The organism is Streptococcus sp. 121, from assembly GCF_016458205.1.
In the GTDB taxonomy this organism is placed as follows: domain Bacteria; phylum Bacillota; class Bacilli; order Lactobacillales; family Streptococcaceae; genus Streptococcus.
In genome coordinates this window covers 1-15,592 of record NZ_JAEMED010000011.1, presented here as the reverse complement: position 1 = coordinate 15,592, position 15,592 = coordinate 1, and the positions used below count along the sequence as shown (strand labels likewise).

The window sequence follows — 15,592 nt, the reverse complement described above, 5'->3', positions numbered from 1 at the left end:
TTTATTTTTTCTCCTCAGTTTTTAATTGAATGCGAATGGAAATTGTCTCTGGCTCAATCACACTTGGGACAATTTCCCCATTGGCATCTACTGCTTGTAAACTCACTTCACCATTATAGTTCTTGGTTTGATCCCAGTCTTCTGGTAATACCATTTGAACAGCGGAAATTTGAGCTAATAGCTCTTCATTACTTGTCACAGATACTTCTTTGTCATCATCTGCAACCATCAAGCTAGCACCATCTGGAATTTGACTTAAGAAGCTGGCTAAATCCACCTTAAAAGTCTTGGATTTTTTTAAACCGATAGTCCCGCTGATGGATTCTGGTTCAACCTTTGCAGTTACTCCACTGGTCAGGTGCTCAATCGTAACAGGGACTTCAACCAAACCAGGCGACTCATTGGTTAGATCAGCCACCACCCGGAAGGTCCGCGAGGATTCTTGTGTTTCTGTCGACAAGAGCACCCGGTTAGAGGACGATAAGTCCACTGTAACCTCAGATGCAAAGCCAGATACAAAGTACTTGTCCGAGTCATAGCGAAGGACCAAGGGCACCCCTTTGATGGTATTGGTATAGGTCTCTGTCGCAATATCTCCGCTGGTTTTAGCCTGGGTCTGATACTGACTGGACGACGCGTAAAAAAAGAGAATCAATGACAAGAACGTCGCAAGTAAGGCATATAAGAAAGATCGATTAAGCTTCATCTTTTTTCCTCCCTAACCATTGTGACAGGCCATCCTTCCCTTCTTCCTCTACAGTGTAAAAATCTTCCAGGACCGCTCGTAATTCTGCTGGACTAACATCATGAACCAAGGTTCCATTCCGTGTATAAGAAATTTCCCCCGTTTCTTCCGATACAATCACTGTTAAGGCGTCGCTTACCTCTGAAAGCCCCACGGCTGCCCGATGTCGGGTTCCAAAGTTCTTTGGAATTTTGCCTGATTCGGACAAAGGTAAATAGGCAGAAGCCGCTGCAATTTTATTTTCCGAGATAATAACGGCTCCATCATGCAAAGGGGTATTGGGGATAAAGATGTTAATCAGGAGCTCCCCACTGATTTCCGATCCCAATGGAATTCCGGTTGCCGTGTAAGCCTGTAGGGTTTGAGCCCCTTCTAGGGCAATTAAAGCCCCAATCTTCCGAGGGCACATATAGGTTACCGCCTTCATCAAGGCATCAATCGCTTTTTCCTCCGATGTATGGGTCCGCATGTTGAATAAATCCAAGGTGCGACCTAGACGTTCCAAACCTGTCCGGATTTCAGGAACAAAAATAACGACAGCAGCAATAACTCCATAAGTGACGACCTGATTCATCAACCAAGCAACTGTTGTCAAACCAACTAAATTGGCTAGGATCTGCAAGGCCACAAAGAGAAGCACCCCCCGAACCAAGGTCATGATTTTGGTTCCTGCTAAAGCTTTAATGGCAAAATAGAGAGCCACTGCCACCAAAGCAATATCCAGAAGTTGTACAAAAATGGTCCACGGGCTGGAGAAAAAGCTTTGCCAATATTGGGGATCTACCAAATACCTAAAATTCATGCCCTGAGCCTCCATTCCCTTTCATCGATCGACATTAACTTTACAATTATACCATGATTTGCCATGCGAACCAAGACCGCAAGCCGCTTCATCTCCTGATTTTTATGATAAAATAATCTCATGAAACTAAATACACTACTTGGAATGGCAGCAGGAAAAACGAGTGCGACTGCCTTAAAAATGCTTGGTCGGGGTTCCACCCTGCCAGGAAAACTAGCCCTTAAATTTGATCCCCATATTTTGGACCAACTAGCCAAGGACTATGAGATTGTCTTGGTAACCGGAACCAACGGAAAAACACTAACCACTTCGCTGATTGTTGGAATCCTATCAGAAGCCTTTGGCCAAGTGCTGACCAACACCAGTGGAGCCAATATGATTACCGGGATTACCACAACTTTCCTCAAAAGTCCTAAGAAAAATGGACAGAAAATTGCTGTTTTGGAAGTTGATGAAGCCAGTGTTCCGAAAATCTGTGATTATATCCAACCGACCCTGTTTGTCCTCAGTAATATTTTTCGAGATCAGATGGACCGGTTTGGAGAAATCTACACCACTTACCAATTCATTTTAGATGGTATCAAAAAAGCGCCTGAGGCTACTGTCTTGGTCAACGGAGATAGCCCTATTTTTCAATCTGTGGACTTACCAAACCCGATTCTCTCTTTTGGTTTTGACCACTTGGAAGAAGAGGCTCATCTGGCTCACTACAATACGGAAGGAATTCTCTGTCCCAAGTGTCAGCACATCTTACAGTACAAGATGATTACCTACGCCAACTTGGGGAACTATTTCTGTCCCAACTGTTCCTTTGCGCGTAAACCTTTAGACTATCGTTTAACAGAGTTGGTGGAGCTAACCGAGAAATCTTCCCGCTTTAAAATTGATGACCAGGAGTACAGCATCAACATTGGTGGTCTCTACAATATTTATAATGCCTTAGCTGCCGTAGCCGTTGCGGAGTTTTACAAAATTCCTGCAGACACCATTCGTGCAGGTTTCGACAAGAGTAAAGCTGTTTTTGGCCGGCAGGAAACCTTTAAGATTGGGGACAAGGAATGTACGCTTGTGCTGATTAAAAACCCTGTTGGTGCGACACAAGCTCTGGAAATGATTCAATTAGCACCGGGGCCCTTCACCATGTCCTTCCTACTCAATGCCAACTACGCTGATGGCATTGATACTAGCTGGATCTGGGATGCCGAGTTCGAACGGATTCAAGAGATGGATGTTCCACATGTCTTCACGGGTGGTGTCCGCCACGCTGAGATTAGCCGCCGTATTCGGGTTGCTGGCTATCCTGAAAGTCAGATGACAGAGCTAGACCAACTCAAAGATTTAGTAGAAGCTATCAAACAACAAGAAGCCCCACGCGCCTACATTCTTGCAACCTATACCGCTATGCTAGAAATGCGTGAACTTTTGGCTAGCCAACATCTTGTTTCCAAGGAGATGAACTAATGACCTATGTTTCTTTGCAAAGTGCCAATCCCCAAGACTATCCCTACCAAATTCGCATCGCTCACCTCTATGGAGACTTGATGAATACCTATGGGGATAACGGCAATGTTCTCATGCTTAAGTATGTGGCAGAAAAATTAGGTGCTGCCGCAACCGTAGAAATTGTTTCATTGGATGATCCCTTTAATCCTGAAGACTACGATATCGTTTTCTTTGGAGGCGGTCAGGACTATGAACAAGCGATTGTATCCAAGGATCTCCCCCTCAAGAGAGATGGTATTGACCGTTTCATCCACGACAAAGACGGAGTGGTCTTAGCTATCTGTGGCGGTTTCCAACTCCTCGGCCAATATTACATCGAAGCCTCTGGGCGGCGGATCGAAGGGATCGGAGTTATGGGCCATTATACTTTGAACCAAGAAAACAATCGCTTTATCGGAGATATCAAAATCCATAACGAGGAATTTAATGAAACCTATTACGGATTTGAAAACCATCAGGGACGAACCTTCTTGGCAGATGATGAAAAGCCACTAGGCAAGGTCATTTATGGAAATGGCAATAATGAAACCAAGGAAGGCGAAGGCGTCCACTATCGAAATGTCTACGGTTCTTATTTCCATGGCCCTATCCTCTCTCGGAATGCTAATCTAGCTTATCGTATGATTACAACGGCCCTCAAACAGAAATACCCCGACATTCAACTGGCCGACTTTGAAGACATTCTCGGCCTTGAAGTCTCGCAAGAATTCAGCGATACCAAATCCAAAGCTGAATTTAGCAACTAGGAGATTTTATGAATCAGAAATTTCGTTACTATCTATCCCTACTTTCCGTCCTCTTGATTGCCCTGCTCTCCATCAGTAATATTCAAGAGGTGGAAGTTTCCTTCCTCATCACCAAAGTCCAACTCCCCTTGATTTTAGTGATCCTCTTCTCCTTCATCCTCGGTGCTCTCGTCACCCTGCTTTATAGCCGCCCAAGTAAAAAAACGGCCAAAGAAATGAAGAAAAACAGAGAAGAAACTCCAAAACTTGAAGATAAGAAATAAGCCAGTCGATGCGACTGGCTTATTTCTTATCTTTATACTAAAATCCGACTTTGTCAAGCCTCTTCGCCGAACTGATTGATCGCAGACCTTGCACACCTTATTGATCATATTCAACAGGTCTCCCAGACCTGTTGAATGATCTTCATCGGATTGATGGAGGTTGGGACAAAAGTCTCAACCTTCCTATTTTACTTAGTGAATTCACTTTGGCGCAGTGGTTGATTGGTCAAACAGCTAAAAGGCTGTTTGAGGTAGCAGATAGGAGAGCGAAGCAAATACCAATTGTTCGCTTTTAGTGCTAGAACATCTCATGTTCTCTTATCCAGATACTCAAAGAGTCAATTCCTGACTCTTTGACCTCCGAAAGTAACCGAATCAACATTAACATGAACTTCGTTCATGTCATTTAGAAACTCTAAAGGCATTCAACATGCCTGTAGACCGGAGGTGGGATTCAAACAGTCTAGGAAGAGACTGTTTGAATCCGAGCCTAACAATAAAAGAGCGAGGTCGGTTTGGGGAGAAACCGTTTCAGCTTACAACTTGAAACAAAGACTTGTAACGAACGATTTTATTTCCCAATTTGTAAAAATCGTTCTGTCTCACTCTCTTCATTACCTATAAATTGTAATCCAATTCCTGGAGTACAATCCGTTTCAGATTTCGAACTGTTTCGAGTATAAATTCATCAGCTCTATTTTGATGTTGACTTTTATTCTCCCAACTCTGCCCACTCTTCCAATGCCGCTTCTTCCTCGACCTGGGCTTGTTCTAATTCGGCCTGCAACTGAATGAGCTGGTCCGGGTCATTGCTCTCCAGCATGCTTGCTTGAATCTCCGCTTGGATACGGCTCAGCTCTTCCATTCGCCGCTCCAATTCTTCAATACGCCGCTGGCGTCGGCGAATCTCCTTTTGACTCTCTTTTTGCTCCTCATAGGAGAGATTGTTGGCCTCCTTAGCCTCAACAAATTCCGGCTCTGCTTCTTGTGCTAGCTCCTCCAATTCCTTTTTCTTTTCAAGATAGTAATCATAATCTCCAAGGAAAAGTCGGGAACCTTCCGGACTTAACTCCAGCACTTGGTCAGCAATGCGATTGATGAAGTAACGGTCATGACTCACGAAGAGCAAGGTTCCCTCAAAATCAATCAATGCCTGTTCCAAAGCCTCTTTGCTCTCGATGTCCAAATGGTTGGTCGGTTCATCCAGGACTAGGAAATTATTTTTTTCCATGGAGAGTTTGGCCAACAGCAGACGTGAGCGCTCTCCACCTGAAAGCATGCCCACCGTTTTTTGAACATCATCCCCGGAAAAGAGGAAGGAACCAAGACGGTTGCGAATCTCCAACTCCGGACTCTGCGGAAAATCATTCCAAAGTTCCTCTAAAACAGTATTGCGTGTACTTAAGGTCTCCTGATTCTGATCGTAGTAACCAAAATCAACATTCGTCCCCAGGCGTGCTTGTCCCTGAATAAATGGCAAATCTCCTTTTAAGGATTTTAAGAGGGTCGTCTTCCCAACTCCATTGGGACCAACAACAGCGACCGCTGTGTATTTCCGTAAATCCAGTGAAATTGGCTGAGACAGCACTTGACCCTCATAACCAATGGCCGCTTCTTCCAGTGTCAAGACCACATTCCCGGATGGACGTTCAATTGGAAAGGCGATATGAGCAGCTTTTTCCTGACCTCCTGGTTTTTCCAGCCGATCCATTTTTTCTAATTTTTTCCGACGAGACTGGGCCCGTTTGGTAGTCGAAGCTCGCACCAGATTTTTGGCTACAAAATCTTCCAGAGCAGCAATTTCCTTCTGCTGCTTCTCGTATTCCTTGCGTTGAGATTCCAACCTTTGGGCTTTTTCTTGTACAAACTTAGTGTAATTTCCCACATAACGATCTAAGGAATTCGGTCGCAAATCCCAAGTGATATTCGCCACCTTATCCAAGAAATAACGGTCATGACTGACAATCAAGAGAGCCCCTTGGTAATTGGTCAAGTAATTTTCCAGCCAGGCAATGGTCTCAATGTCTAAGTGGTTGGTTGGTTCGTCCAAGACCAAGAGCTGCGGCTCTTCCAAAAGCATTTTCGCCAAAGCTAAACGTGTCTTCTGTCCACCCGATAAATCCGAAATAGGCATGGACCACATGCTCTCATCAAATTGAAAACCATTCAGGATGGAGCGAATCTTGGCCTCATACTGAAAACCACCCGCCTGCCGAAAATTCTCAGACAACTGATCATAGCGGCTCATTAACGAAGTTAGCTCCGCTCCTGTCACCTGCCCCATCTCTGCTTCCAGTTCTCGCAGCGTTTGCTCATCCTGTCGTAGGTCTTCAAAAACCTTGAGCATTTCCTCGTAAATAGATAAGTTGGAATCCAAGGAAGATGCCTGAGACAAGTAGGATAGGGACAAGTCCTTTTTGCGACTAATCTCTCCTGAGGTCGCTTCCTCCACCCCTACTAAAATTTTTAACAAGGTGGACTTACCGGCACCATTACGGCCCACAAGGGCAATCCGGTCACGATCACCAATCTGAAAAGTAATATTTTGAAAGAGAACATCTCCCGCAAAGGAACGTTCCACCTTACTCGCTTGCATAATAATCATAAAACCATTATAGCAAAAAAAGCCAAAAAACCTGGGAGCTTTTCCCAGGTCAATGTATCTTAATCTTGATAAAGCTGACGAACCACTTCAATATCCCTGTCTTGAATGGAATAGAAGGAACCGGCTGGTTGCATGACGGATTCTTCGTCAGTATGGTCCAAGCCAATGGCGTGACCTAATTCATGGGCAGCTGTATTAACCACCCGTTCATAGCTATAACCATAATAGGGATTGGATAGGTAATGAGCATTGAGACCCACCTTGGCCTTGTTCAAACGATTGGTCAAGACATTGGTTTGAGATTCCGTTTCTCCTGCTGCTGAAACCTGAGAATCGTTATAGACACCGGCTTCGATTTGAGCCTGACTAGCATCGTCCGTCTCAATAAATTGAAAGACTCCCGTTTGGTTCCATTGGCGCATGGCATCGCGGTAGGCAGACACCATGGTGCTATCTTCAGTGGAAATATAAACCAAGGCCTGATTTTGATCCCAACGATGACGCTCATCCGAATTGGATGTTGTGAAATCCGTAGGAATTTGAGTTGGATTGTTCAAAAATCGCTGGGGAAGTTCTGTCACATAACTCGAAACAGGTAATTGCCCACCTGTAACCCATTGTCCCACAAAAAGAAGAATGAGAGCCAGACAGATAGTCCATACCACCAATCGAACCAGGCTAAAAATCAAGTGGAAGATTGTGGAGATAATTCTCCAAATAAAACGAATAAGAAACAAATTTCCACCTCCTTAGACCCTATAGTATAAACCAGGAGGCTAAAAAATAACTTAACTCAACCGCTCTTCTTCTTGATAATCGATTGGCAACCATTTCAAGACTTCTTGAATTTGTTGATCCCAGTAATACCATTCGTGTTTCCCAGGGCTTGAGCTATACCTTAAATCAAATCCTGCCTTCTCAAGAATTTGCTTGGTTCGCTGGTTAGCAGGGAAGAGAAAATCCTGTTCACCACACCAGATAAAGAGTTTAGTTTTTCGGTCGGCTTCTTCTAACCAGGTCAGAAGATTGGCAGGGTGCTCCTGGTCAAAAACTTGATGACCAAACACTCCTTGCCAGTAGGTCCTCCCTCTGAAGTCGTCTACTAGGGACTCAAGATCTTGAAAATCTAAAGCTCCTGATAGACTGGCCGCATAGGAAAAACGATTGGTCTGCAAAGCCAGTTTCATAGCTCCATAGCCCCCCATAGACAAACCTGCAACAAAAGTTTTCTCCCGCTTGCGAGTCATTTTCGGAATGAGGTTGGCTAGGACTTGTGGCAATTCAAGTGCGATGGCGTCAAAATAGTCATAGCCATAGGGGGTGTTGGTGTACCAACCATCATGGGTATCCGGAAAGACTACAATTAAATTGGTATTCCGGACATAGCGCTCAATACTAGTTCGGCGTAGCCAAGTGTTCTCGTCACCACTCATTCCATGTAAAAGATAGAGGGCTGGAATGTCCTCTATCTCAGTGTTATACAAAGCAGTGTCTGGATAAAGCAAATTGACTGCCACGCTCATAGACAAGACTTCAGATTTATATTGAAAATGCAATAGTGCCACGTATGTTCTCCTATTTCACTTCCATCACAACAGGCAAGACCGCTGGACGACGCTTGCTTTGTTCAAAGAGGTACTTGGATAGATTATCCCGAACCGCTCCTTTTAGTTCAGCCCAATCAAAGTTTGGTTGGTTCAAATATTCTTCAACCGTTTGATTGACCAATTCTGCTGACTCACGCAAGATATCTCGACTCTTCTTGACATAGACAAAGCCTCGTGTATGAACCTTGGCCTTTGCCACAATCTTCTTCTGCTTGCGGTTTACAGTAATGGCAACAATAAAGATGCCATCTTCTGACAAGACCTTGCGATCCCGAAGAACCACATTGCCAACATCCCCAATGGCGTTTCCATCAATCAAGACATCCGCAGCTGGAACAGATCCTGCAAAGACAAAGTCTTGTCCGTCCCATTCCAATTGATCCCCTTTTTTCATAAGGAAAATATGATTGGAGGACATTCCCAACTCCATGGCTGCTTTGGCGTGGGCAACCAAATCGCGGTATTCTCCTTGAACAGGGAAGAGGTAGCGGGGTTTCAAGAGGCTAAGCATGAGTTGTAGGTCGCGAGAATTCCCATGACCAGACACGCGCAAGTTCTGGGTAATCAAACGAACTACACCACCCGCTTGGTAAATCATATTCTCAACACGGGCTACAACTGCTTCCTTGGCCACAGAAGGAGTGGTTACAATATAGACCAAATCGCCATCTGTAATCTCAACATAACGGTGTCGTCCCTGAGCCATTTTCTGAAGTCCATTGATGGGCTCTCCCATCCGTCCTGTCTCCAGAATAATCAATTCTTCTGGAGCATACTGACCCATATCCTTAGGCTTAACCAAAACCTTGTCGTCTTCTAAGGTCAATTTTTTCAAGCGGATAGCTGTCCGGACAATGTTTTCAATGTCAAAACCAGTCAAGACCACCTTGCGGTCCGTTTCAACAGCGGCATCAAACACCTGCTGGATGCGGGAAAGGTTGCTGGCAACAGCTGCGACAATAATCCGACCTTCCCAATCCGCGATGGTTTGTGAAATTTCCTCGCCCACCTCACTGTAACTAGCCACTTGGATACTGGAATCCGCGTTAGCAGAATCACTTAAGAGAGCCAAAACCCCTTCTTTGCCAATTTCCGCCAAACGACCAAAATCAGTAGCATAGGCTGGGCTAGCGGCTTGATCAAATTTAAAGTCACCAGTATAAACAATCTGACCCTGGTCCGTCTTCAAGACAATTCCTAAGCTCTCTGGAATGGAGTGGGTGGTCCGGAAGAAGGATACTGTTGCTTGCCCAAAATCAATCTCGGTATCTTCATCAATGACATGGTAATCATTGAATTTCTTCACTCGGTCGTTGCGCTTGACAAAAAGCTTGGCCAATTCGATAGTCAACTCGGATCCAAAAACAGGAACCTGAACTTCCGCTAAGAGGTAGGGAAGAGCCCCAATGGCATCGGCGTGTCCGTGGGTTAGGAAGACCCCAGCAATCCGATCGCTGTTATCAATTAAATAATCTAGGTTGGGAATGACCACATCCACTCCAAGCTGCTCATTCTCTGGATATTTAAGGCCGGCATCTAAAATGAAAATGGCTTCATCAATTTCTGCCCAATAAAAGTTTTTTCCGTTCTCACGAACTCCGCCAAGAGCCGTAATTTTAATGTCTGACATAAATCCTCCTTTAAATAGATTTTTCATAAATTGTAGTTATTTCACCCTGTGATGAACCTCCCCATTATACTATATTTTGCCCTTTTTTTCTATTCCATTCCTTGCCCAATCCGTAAAAGTAGATGATTTATACTTAACTTCCTTCAAAATCGGAAGTCTCGAATCTTTCAAAGAGATGGCTAGGAAAACCGGTGTAGATTATTCAAAGCACGCAATCAATAAGTTCATCGTCAGGCTTGACAAGGTCAGATTTTGAAATTTAATGAGTATTAGATAGACCGTCCACTCTCGCTGTATACTTTTTGGTACAATGGAAGCAGATTAAAAAAGAAAGGTTGGAGTCTATGATTCTATCTGTTATCTCACAAGGCTTGTTATGGGCCGTTTTAGGAATGGGCCTCTACCTCACATTTCGGATTCTCAAATTCCCGGATATGACAACGGAGGGAAGCTTTCCACTAGGAGGAGCGGTCGCAGTCAGTCTGATCACTGCGGGGGTTAATCCTTTATTGGCCACTCTAGCCGCTGCCGGAGCTGGAGCTTTGGCTGGCTTTATCACAGGTATGCTCTATACCAAGGGGCGGATTCCCATTATTTTGGCAGGAATTTTAGTCATGACTTCCTGTCATTCCATCATGCTTATGGTCATGGGGCGTTCTAATCTAGGCCTGCTCAATCAATCCCTACTCCAGTCCTGGCTCCCCTTTACAGATCGAATCAATAATGTGGTACTGGGACTTGTGGTTTTCAGTCTGCTCTTAGTTGCCATCATTTATTTTCTCAATACCCGCCTAGGTCAGGCTTTTATTGCTACGGGAGATAATCCCGACATGGCCCAGAGTTTTGGGATTGAGACACCTCGGATGGAGGTCATGGGCTTGATTCTTTCCAATGCCATGATTGGTCTTGCAGGAGCCTTGGTTGCGCAACAGGAAGGGTATGCAGATATTTCTCGTGGAATCGGGATCATCGTAATTGGTTTGGCGAGCATTATTATCGGAGAAGTCCTCTTTAAGAATGTGACCCTCCCGGAACGCCTCCTTTCGATTGGTCTGGGGGCTGTTATTTACCAAATCCTCATTTGGGTGGTACTAGCGCTTGGCTTTAACACCAACTATCTTCGCCTTTACAATGCCCTTATTTTGGCTTTCTGCCTTATTGTCCCTCAACTTCGAAAATCCATTTTGAAAGGAGTTCGATTGAACGCATGAAAAAAATTATTGAACTACAGGATGCCACTAAGGTCATTCAAAATGGACTGGAAGAGGAGCGCGTCATCCTCGACCAGGTCTCTTTAAGCATCTATGAAGGAGATTTCATAACAGTTTTAGGGGGAAATGGTGCTGGAAAATCAACCCTCTTCAATGTTATCGCAGGAACTCTGCCCCTGACCAGTGGAAAAATTCTCATCCACGATACAGATGTCACCAACTGGAGTCCGGCTAAACGGGCCCAATACATTTCTCGGGTCTTTCAAGATCCCAAAATGGGGACAGCGCCGCGGATGACCCTGGCTGAAAACATGTTGATTGCTTACTACCGAGGGGAAAACCGTAACCTCAGCCCTCGGAAACTCAAGGAAAAATTGAATTATTTCAAGGAGTTGCTGAAAAAAATTCCCAACGGTCTGGACCAACACCTGGACACCGAAGTCCAGAGCTTATCTGGCGGCCAACGGCAGGCCCTCAGCCTGCTAATGGCTACCTTGAAAAAACCGGACCTCCTTTTGCTGGACGAGCATACGGCTGCCCTGGATCCTAAGACCAGTAAGGACTTGATGAAATTGACCCAACAATTTGTGGAGGAAATGCATCTGACTAGCCTTATGATTACACATAGTATGGAAGATGCTTTCCACTACGGTAACCGACTGCTCATCCTTGAAAACGGATGCATCATCAAAGACCTCAATCAAGAAGAAAAGGCTCAACTAAGCCTTCAAGATTATTATCAATTCTTTGATTAAAAAATTCACCCCTAAAATCATTGTAGGTTTTTGAAAAATATAGTATACTGAATATAGCTTATTGAAGGGAATGATTCCAATGAACAAGCGTTACTTTCAATAATAGCTAACCTGGTGTTACATGTTATCCCGCCTCTCTACCTGTGTTTCCTTATAACTTACTTCCCTAATAAAAAACACAGGCAGAAATCATCTAAATTTCCCAATGCTATTAACCTTGGATAACATGTGCATCCCTCAAAACTCAGCCCGTCGTACCATGACAGGCTGGGTTTTTTGGTTGAAAAAAGAGGCTGGACTAGATAGTACCAACCTCTGCAAATAAATGATATACTCTTTTAGTTTATCTTTTATTACTGTGTTAGCTCGTCTTGCCGTACTTTAGTACTGCCTGCGACTCGCTGCCTTGTACTAAAAGCAAACTAAAAGACTATACTCATTACATTTCAAAATCTGAATGTGTTAATCCTCTTCGCCGAACCCTCAGTTCTGTCTTCATCGGATTGCCTTTTCAGATTTCGAACTATTTCGAGTATTATTTGTCCAGTCCCAACAAAAGAATCACTCTGCTGTTTGACTCATCTCCACTAATTGAGCATCCTTTTTAATATCTTCTGGGATACGAATCCCAAGTTCTTGAGCGACTTGGGTATTAAGGACTGGTTTCCCTTGAGAGAAAAATTCAACTGGAATGTCCCCTGGTTTTTCTCCCTTGAGAACACGAGCTGTCATTTTTCCAGTAGCTCGACCAAGTTCAAATTGATCCACTACAACCGAAGCTAGTCCACCCGCTTCAACCATTGCGCCTGCACTTGGATAGAGAGGGAGTTTAGCTGATTGGTTTGCGGCTACAACCGTGGAGAAGGCTGAGGCGATGGTGTTATCAATTGGAACCCAAATGGCATCGACTTTACTGGTTAAAACTCCAACAGCTTGATTGAGCTCATTGGTCGAGGGAACAGCCTGTTCCACGACTTCTAAACCTGCTTTTTCAGCAGCTTCTTTAAACTCCGCAACTTGCGACTTAGAATTGTCTTCGCCACTAGAGTAGAGGGCTCCAACTTTTTTTACATTTGGTGTTAGCTCCTTTATGAGAGCCACCTGTTGGACTGCTGGGTTTTGGTCTGAAACCCCTGTCACTAGGCCACCTGGATGTTCTGGATCTTCTACTAATTTAGCACCAACTGGATCCGAAACAGCTCCCATGATAATTGGCAAATCTTTACTCGCATTGGCCAAGGATTGGACCGCCGGTGTCGCAATTCCCAAGAGAACCTGATTTCCTCCCTCAATCAATTGTTGGCTCATCAAGGTCAGTTTACTCTGGTCAGCTTGGCCGTTGAGAAATTGGATATCCAACTTCTCCTCTCCATAGTCTTCTTCCTCCAATCCAGCCTGAATTCCTTGGTAAATTTCGTCCAAGGAAGGGTGGCTAACAAATTGAAGAACTCCCAATTTTGCCTTGGCAGCTTGGCTCTGACCTGTAGAGGAGAACCATCCTAGTTCTTGCCCTACTCCTACTCCGAGGAGTACAAAAAAGGCCAACAAGGTCGTCAATAAGGCTTTATTTTTCATAGATTCTCCTTCTCATCTCCGTTAAACATAGACTTACACATCTCAAAAATAAGTAACATTCATTCGAAGTGCAAGCAGCATCAATTACTCCCAGTTTATGCAAGAATAACGCAAAAGTCAAGTCAGAGTTTTTTCTATTGGTACTTTTTTTGCTATAATCAAAAGACTAGAATCAAGGAGGTTCCTATGTCTTTTGACGGATTTTTTCTCCACCATATGAGACAAGAATTAGCAACTCAATTAATTGGCGGACGTATTCAAAAAATTAATCAACCCTTTGCCCAAGAGCTTCTACTCCAAATCCGGTCCCAGGGTAAGAACCATCGCCTACTGATTTCGGTCCATCCGACAATGAACCGAATTCAACTCACCCAGCAGACCTTTGAAAACCCAAGCAACCCTTCTACCTTTATCATGGTGCTCCGTAAGCATCTGCAAGGGGCCATTATCCAAGATATCCAACAAGTTGAAAACGATCGAGTTCTCCGAATCACCACTCAAAATAAAGATGAGATTGGAGACAGTCAAGCGGCCATCTTGCAAATTGAGCTCATGGGAAAACACAGCAATATCTTATTAATGGACCAATCCCAGAACAAAATTTTAGAAGCTATTAAACACGTTGGCTTTGGTCAAAACTCCTATCGAACCATCCTCCCTGGCGCTCAGGCAATTCAACCCCCAGCAGATGAGCGGGCCAATCCATTTACCATTGAGGACCAAGAACTCTTCGCCTTTTTACAGACTACTGACCTCAAGTCTAAGACCCTACAAGGTCAATTTCAAGGATTGGGGCGGGACACCGCACAAGCTCTAGAAAGTCTGTTGGAGGATTCTCCTTCGACCCGTCTCGATGCTTTCCGCCATTTCTTTCAGACTCCAAGTCAGGGACGCTTGACAACCAAATCCTTCTCCCCAATTCCCTTTCCAGACTCTTTAGACCAGTCCTTCTCCTCCTTATCTGAAACCTTGGATTTCTTTTTTGCCGAAAAAGCCGAAAAAGATCGGGTTCAACAACAGGCTGGCGAACTTATTCGTCGGGTGGATTCAGAATTGAAAAAGACTCTGGACAAATTGGAAAAATTGGAAAAGGAATTGGCAGACACCGATAAGGCGGAATCCTATCGCCAAAAAGGAGAGCTCTTGACCACCTATCTCAGTCAAGTTCCAAATGACCAAGACCAAGTAACCTTGCACAACTACTATACCGACGAGCCAATCACTATTTCCTTGGACAAAGCCCTAACGCCTAATCAAAATGCTCAACGCTACTTCAAGCGCTATCAGAAATTTAAGGAAGCCATTCGCCATCTCAACCAACAAATTGAAGAGAGCCAAGAATGGGCCAACTACCTGGAAGGCGTCCAATTTTTACTCGGTGAAGCGCGACTGGAAGACATCCCCGAACTGCGGGAAGAGCTAGTAACTGCTGGCCTCTTCAAACGAAGTCGTCAAGACAAACGTGCTCGCCGGCAAAAGCCGGAAGCTTACTTGGCTAGTGATCAGGAAACCCTGATTTTGGTTGGTCGCAACAACCTGCAAAATGATGAACTGACCTTCAAACTGGCTAAGAAAGACCAACTCTGGTTCCACGCCAAGGACATCCCTGGCAGCCACGTGGTCATCACCAATAACACAGCCCCGTCCGATGAAGTTAAGACAGATGCTGCCGAACTAGCGGCTTATTATTCTAAAGCTCGTCATTCCAACCTAATCCAAGTCGACATGCTGCCGGTTAAAAAACTTCACAAACCCAAAGGTGGCCGCCCAGGTTTTGTCACCTATACCGGACAAACCACCCTTCGCGTCACTCCAGATCCTGAAAAAATTGAATCCATGCGTCAAGCAGCGAAAAAAGGTTGACCTTCGGGCCCAATGTCATTAAGTTAAGACCTAGAATTTAAAATAAGACCACATTTGAAAGCTCATAATTACATCAGACTTTCAAATGTGGTCTTTTTGTGCACGCCAAATAAAGGTTTTTGTGACCTTTTTTAAAAATTATGATACTCTATAGGTGAAACTTACTACTGATTGATTTTTCAGTCGCCTTTCAAACGTCCGACCTGGACGAATGATTGATAAATGTCTTTCTATGTAAGTTTTCAACTTAGAAGAAGTGAGCCTGTTTTTCAGAAATTGTTTACAGG

The 15,592-nt window shown here is 44.3% G+C and carries 13 protein-coding genes and 1 pseudogene; 6 read left to right on the top strand and 8 right to left on the bottom strand.

Annotation, left to right across the window (positions count from 1 at the left end):
- Window position 1: 1 nt before the first annotated feature.
- Entirely contained in the window at window positions 2–706 is a 705-nt protein-coding gene (locus tag JEQ21_RS03440) for a CdaR family protein (protein ID WP_199363966.1), read from the bottom strand.
- A complete protein-coding gene (gene cdaA, locus JEQ21_RS03435) occupies window positions 696–1,547 on the bottom strand; it encodes a diadenylate cyclase CdaA (RefSeq protein ID WP_199363965.1) in 852 nt (283 codons plus the stop codon). The genes JEQ21_RS03440 and cdaA overlap by 11 nt, the downstream gene beginning before the upstream one ends.
- Window positions 1,548–1,667: 120 nt before the next feature.
- Between cdaA and JEQ21_RS03430 the strand changes: the two genes are divergently transcribed.
- Genes JEQ21_RS03430 through JEQ21_RS03420 form a run of 3 tightly spaced genes read left to right on the top strand, consistent with a single transcriptional unit; the run spans window position 1,668 to window position 4,059 of the window.
- Window positions 1,668–3,008 (top strand): Mur ligase family protein, encoded by a 1,341-nt coding sequence (locus JEQ21_RS03430; protein ID WP_199363964.1) that lies wholly within the window; start codon window positions 1,668–1,670, stop codon window positions 3,006–3,008.
- Window positions 3,008–3,796, top strand: coding sequence for a lipid II isoglutaminyl synthase subunit GatD (gene gatD / locus JEQ21_RS03425; RefSeq protein WP_196966771.1), 789 nt, complete (start codon window positions 3,008–3,010; stop codon window positions 3,794–3,796). Before JEQ21_RS03430 ends, gatD begins: the two co-directional genes overlap by 1 nt.
- An 8-nt stretch (window positions 3,797–3,804) precedes the next feature.
- A complete protein-coding gene (locus tag JEQ21_RS03420; protein ID WP_199363963.1) occupies window positions 3,805–4,059 on the top strand; it encodes a lipopolysaccharide assembly protein LapA domain-containing protein in 255 nt (84 codons plus the stop codon).
- Window positions 4,060–4,771: 712 nt separating this feature from the next.
- On the opposite strand, the gene JEQ21_RS03415 is transcribed toward JEQ21_RS03420, so the two are convergent.
- From JEQ21_RS03415 to JEQ21_RS03400, 4 genes are read right to left on the bottom strand one after another with little or no spacing between them, the layout of a single operon-like run.
- Window positions 4,772–6,664, bottom strand: a complete 1,893-nt coding sequence (locus tag JEQ21_RS03415; protein WP_199363962.1) for an ABC-F family ATP-binding cassette domain-containing protein — start codon at window positions 6,662–6,664, stop codon at window positions 4,772–4,774.
- A gap of 59 nt (window positions 6,665–6,723) precedes the next feature.
- The gene (locus JEQ21_RS03410; protein ID WP_233340731.1) at window positions 6,724–7,401 is read right to left on the bottom strand and encodes a matrixin family metalloprotease; all 678 of its coding nucleotides are present in this window, start codon (window positions 7,399–7,401) and stop codon (window positions 6,724–6,726) included.
- A gap of 51 nt (window positions 7,402–7,452) precedes the next feature.
- Window positions 7,453–8,229, bottom strand: coding sequence for an alpha/beta hydrolase (locus JEQ21_RS03405; RefSeq protein WP_199363961.1), 777 nt, complete (start codon window positions 8,227–8,229; stop codon window positions 7,453–7,455).
- Between the two features lie 10 nt (window positions 8,230–8,239).
- Window positions 8,240–9,901, bottom strand: coding sequence for a ribonuclease J (locus JEQ21_RS03400; RefSeq protein WP_196091245.1), 1,662 nt, complete (start codon window positions 9,899–9,901; stop codon window positions 8,240–8,242).
- Between the two features lie 344 nt (window positions 9,902–10,245).
- Between JEQ21_RS03400 and JEQ21_RS03395 the strand changes: the two genes are divergently transcribed.
- Together JEQ21_RS03395 and JEQ21_RS03390 are read left to right on the top strand one after the other, a co-directional pair.
- On the top strand, window positions 10,246–11,112 hold the full coding sequence (locus tag JEQ21_RS03395; RefSeq protein WP_199363960.1) for an ABC transporter permease: 867 nt from the start codon (window positions 10,246–10,248) through the stop codon (window positions 11,110–11,112).
- A complete protein-coding gene (locus tag JEQ21_RS03390) occupies window positions 11,109–11,867 on the top strand; it encodes an ABC transporter ATP-binding protein (protein ID WP_196966777.1) in 759 nt (252 codons plus the stop codon). Before JEQ21_RS03395 ends, JEQ21_RS03390 begins: the two co-directional genes overlap by 4 nt.
- A 561-nt stretch (window positions 11,868–12,428) precedes the next feature.
- Here the strand turns inward: JEQ21_RS03390 and trpX are convergent.
- On the bottom strand, window positions 12,429–13,442 hold the full coding sequence (gene trpX / locus JEQ21_RS03385; RefSeq protein WP_199363959.1) for a tryptophan ABC transporter substrate-binding protein: 1,014 nt from the start codon (window positions 13,440–13,442) through the stop codon (window positions 12,429–12,431).
- Between the two features lie 186 nt (window positions 13,443–13,628).
- Between trpX and JEQ21_RS03380 the strand changes: the two genes are divergently transcribed.
- On the top strand, window positions 13,629–15,305 hold the full coding sequence (locus JEQ21_RS03380; RefSeq protein WP_199363958.1) for an Rqc2 family fibronectin-binding protein: 1,677 nt from the start codon (window positions 13,629–13,631) through the stop codon (window positions 15,303–15,305).
- Between the two features lie 138 nt (window positions 15,306–15,443).
- Here the strand turns inward: JEQ21_RS03380 and JEQ21_RS09885 are convergent.
- A pseudogene (locus JEQ21_RS09885) lies at window positions 15,444–15,592 on the bottom strand (IS4 family transposase); the annotation flags it as partial.

Bases quoted from the DNA above. Each gene is read 5' to 3' on its own strand.
- cdaA (WP_199363965.1), bottom strand. From the start codon at position 1,547: ATGAATTTTAGGTATTTGGTAGATCCCCAATATTGGCAAAGCTTTTTC.
- JEQ21_RS03380 (WP_199363958.1), top strand. From the start codon at position 13,629: ATGTCTTTTGACGGATTTTTTCTCCACCATATGAGACAAGAATTAGCA.
- trpX (WP_199363959.1), bottom strand. From the start codon at position 13,442: ATGAAAAATAAAGCCTTATTGACGACCTTGTTGGCCTTTTTTGTACTC.
- JEQ21_RS03440 (WP_199363966.1), bottom strand. From the start codon at position 706: ATGAAGCTTAATCGATCTTTCTTATATGCCTTACTTGCGACGTTCTTG.
- JEQ21_RS03430 (WP_199363964.1), top strand. From the start codon at position 1,668: ATGAAACTAAATACACTACTTGGAATGGCAGCAGGAAAAACGAGTGCG.
- JEQ21_RS03420 (WP_199363963.1), top strand. From the start codon at position 3,805: ATGAATCAGAAATTTCGTTACTATCTATCCCTACTTTCCGTCCTCTTG.
- gatD (WP_196966771.1), top strand. From the start codon at position 3,008: ATGACCTATGTTTCTTTGCAAAGTGCCAATCCCCAAGACTATCCCTAC.
- JEQ21_RS03390 (WP_196966777.1), top strand. From the start codon at position 11,109: ATGAAAAAAATTATTGAACTACAGGATGCCACTAAGGTCATTCAAAAT.
- JEQ21_RS03400 (WP_196091245.1), bottom strand. From the start codon at position 9,901: ATGTCAGACATTAAAATTACGGCTCTTGGCGGAGTTCGTGAGAACGGA.
- JEQ21_RS03395 (WP_199363960.1), top strand. From the start codon at position 10,246: ATGATTCTATCTGTTATCTCACAAGGCTTGTTATGGGCCGTTTTAGGA.
- JEQ21_RS03415 (WP_199363962.1), bottom strand. From the start codon at position 6,664: ATGATTATTATGCAAGCGAGTAAGGTGGAACGTTCCTTTGCGGGAGAT.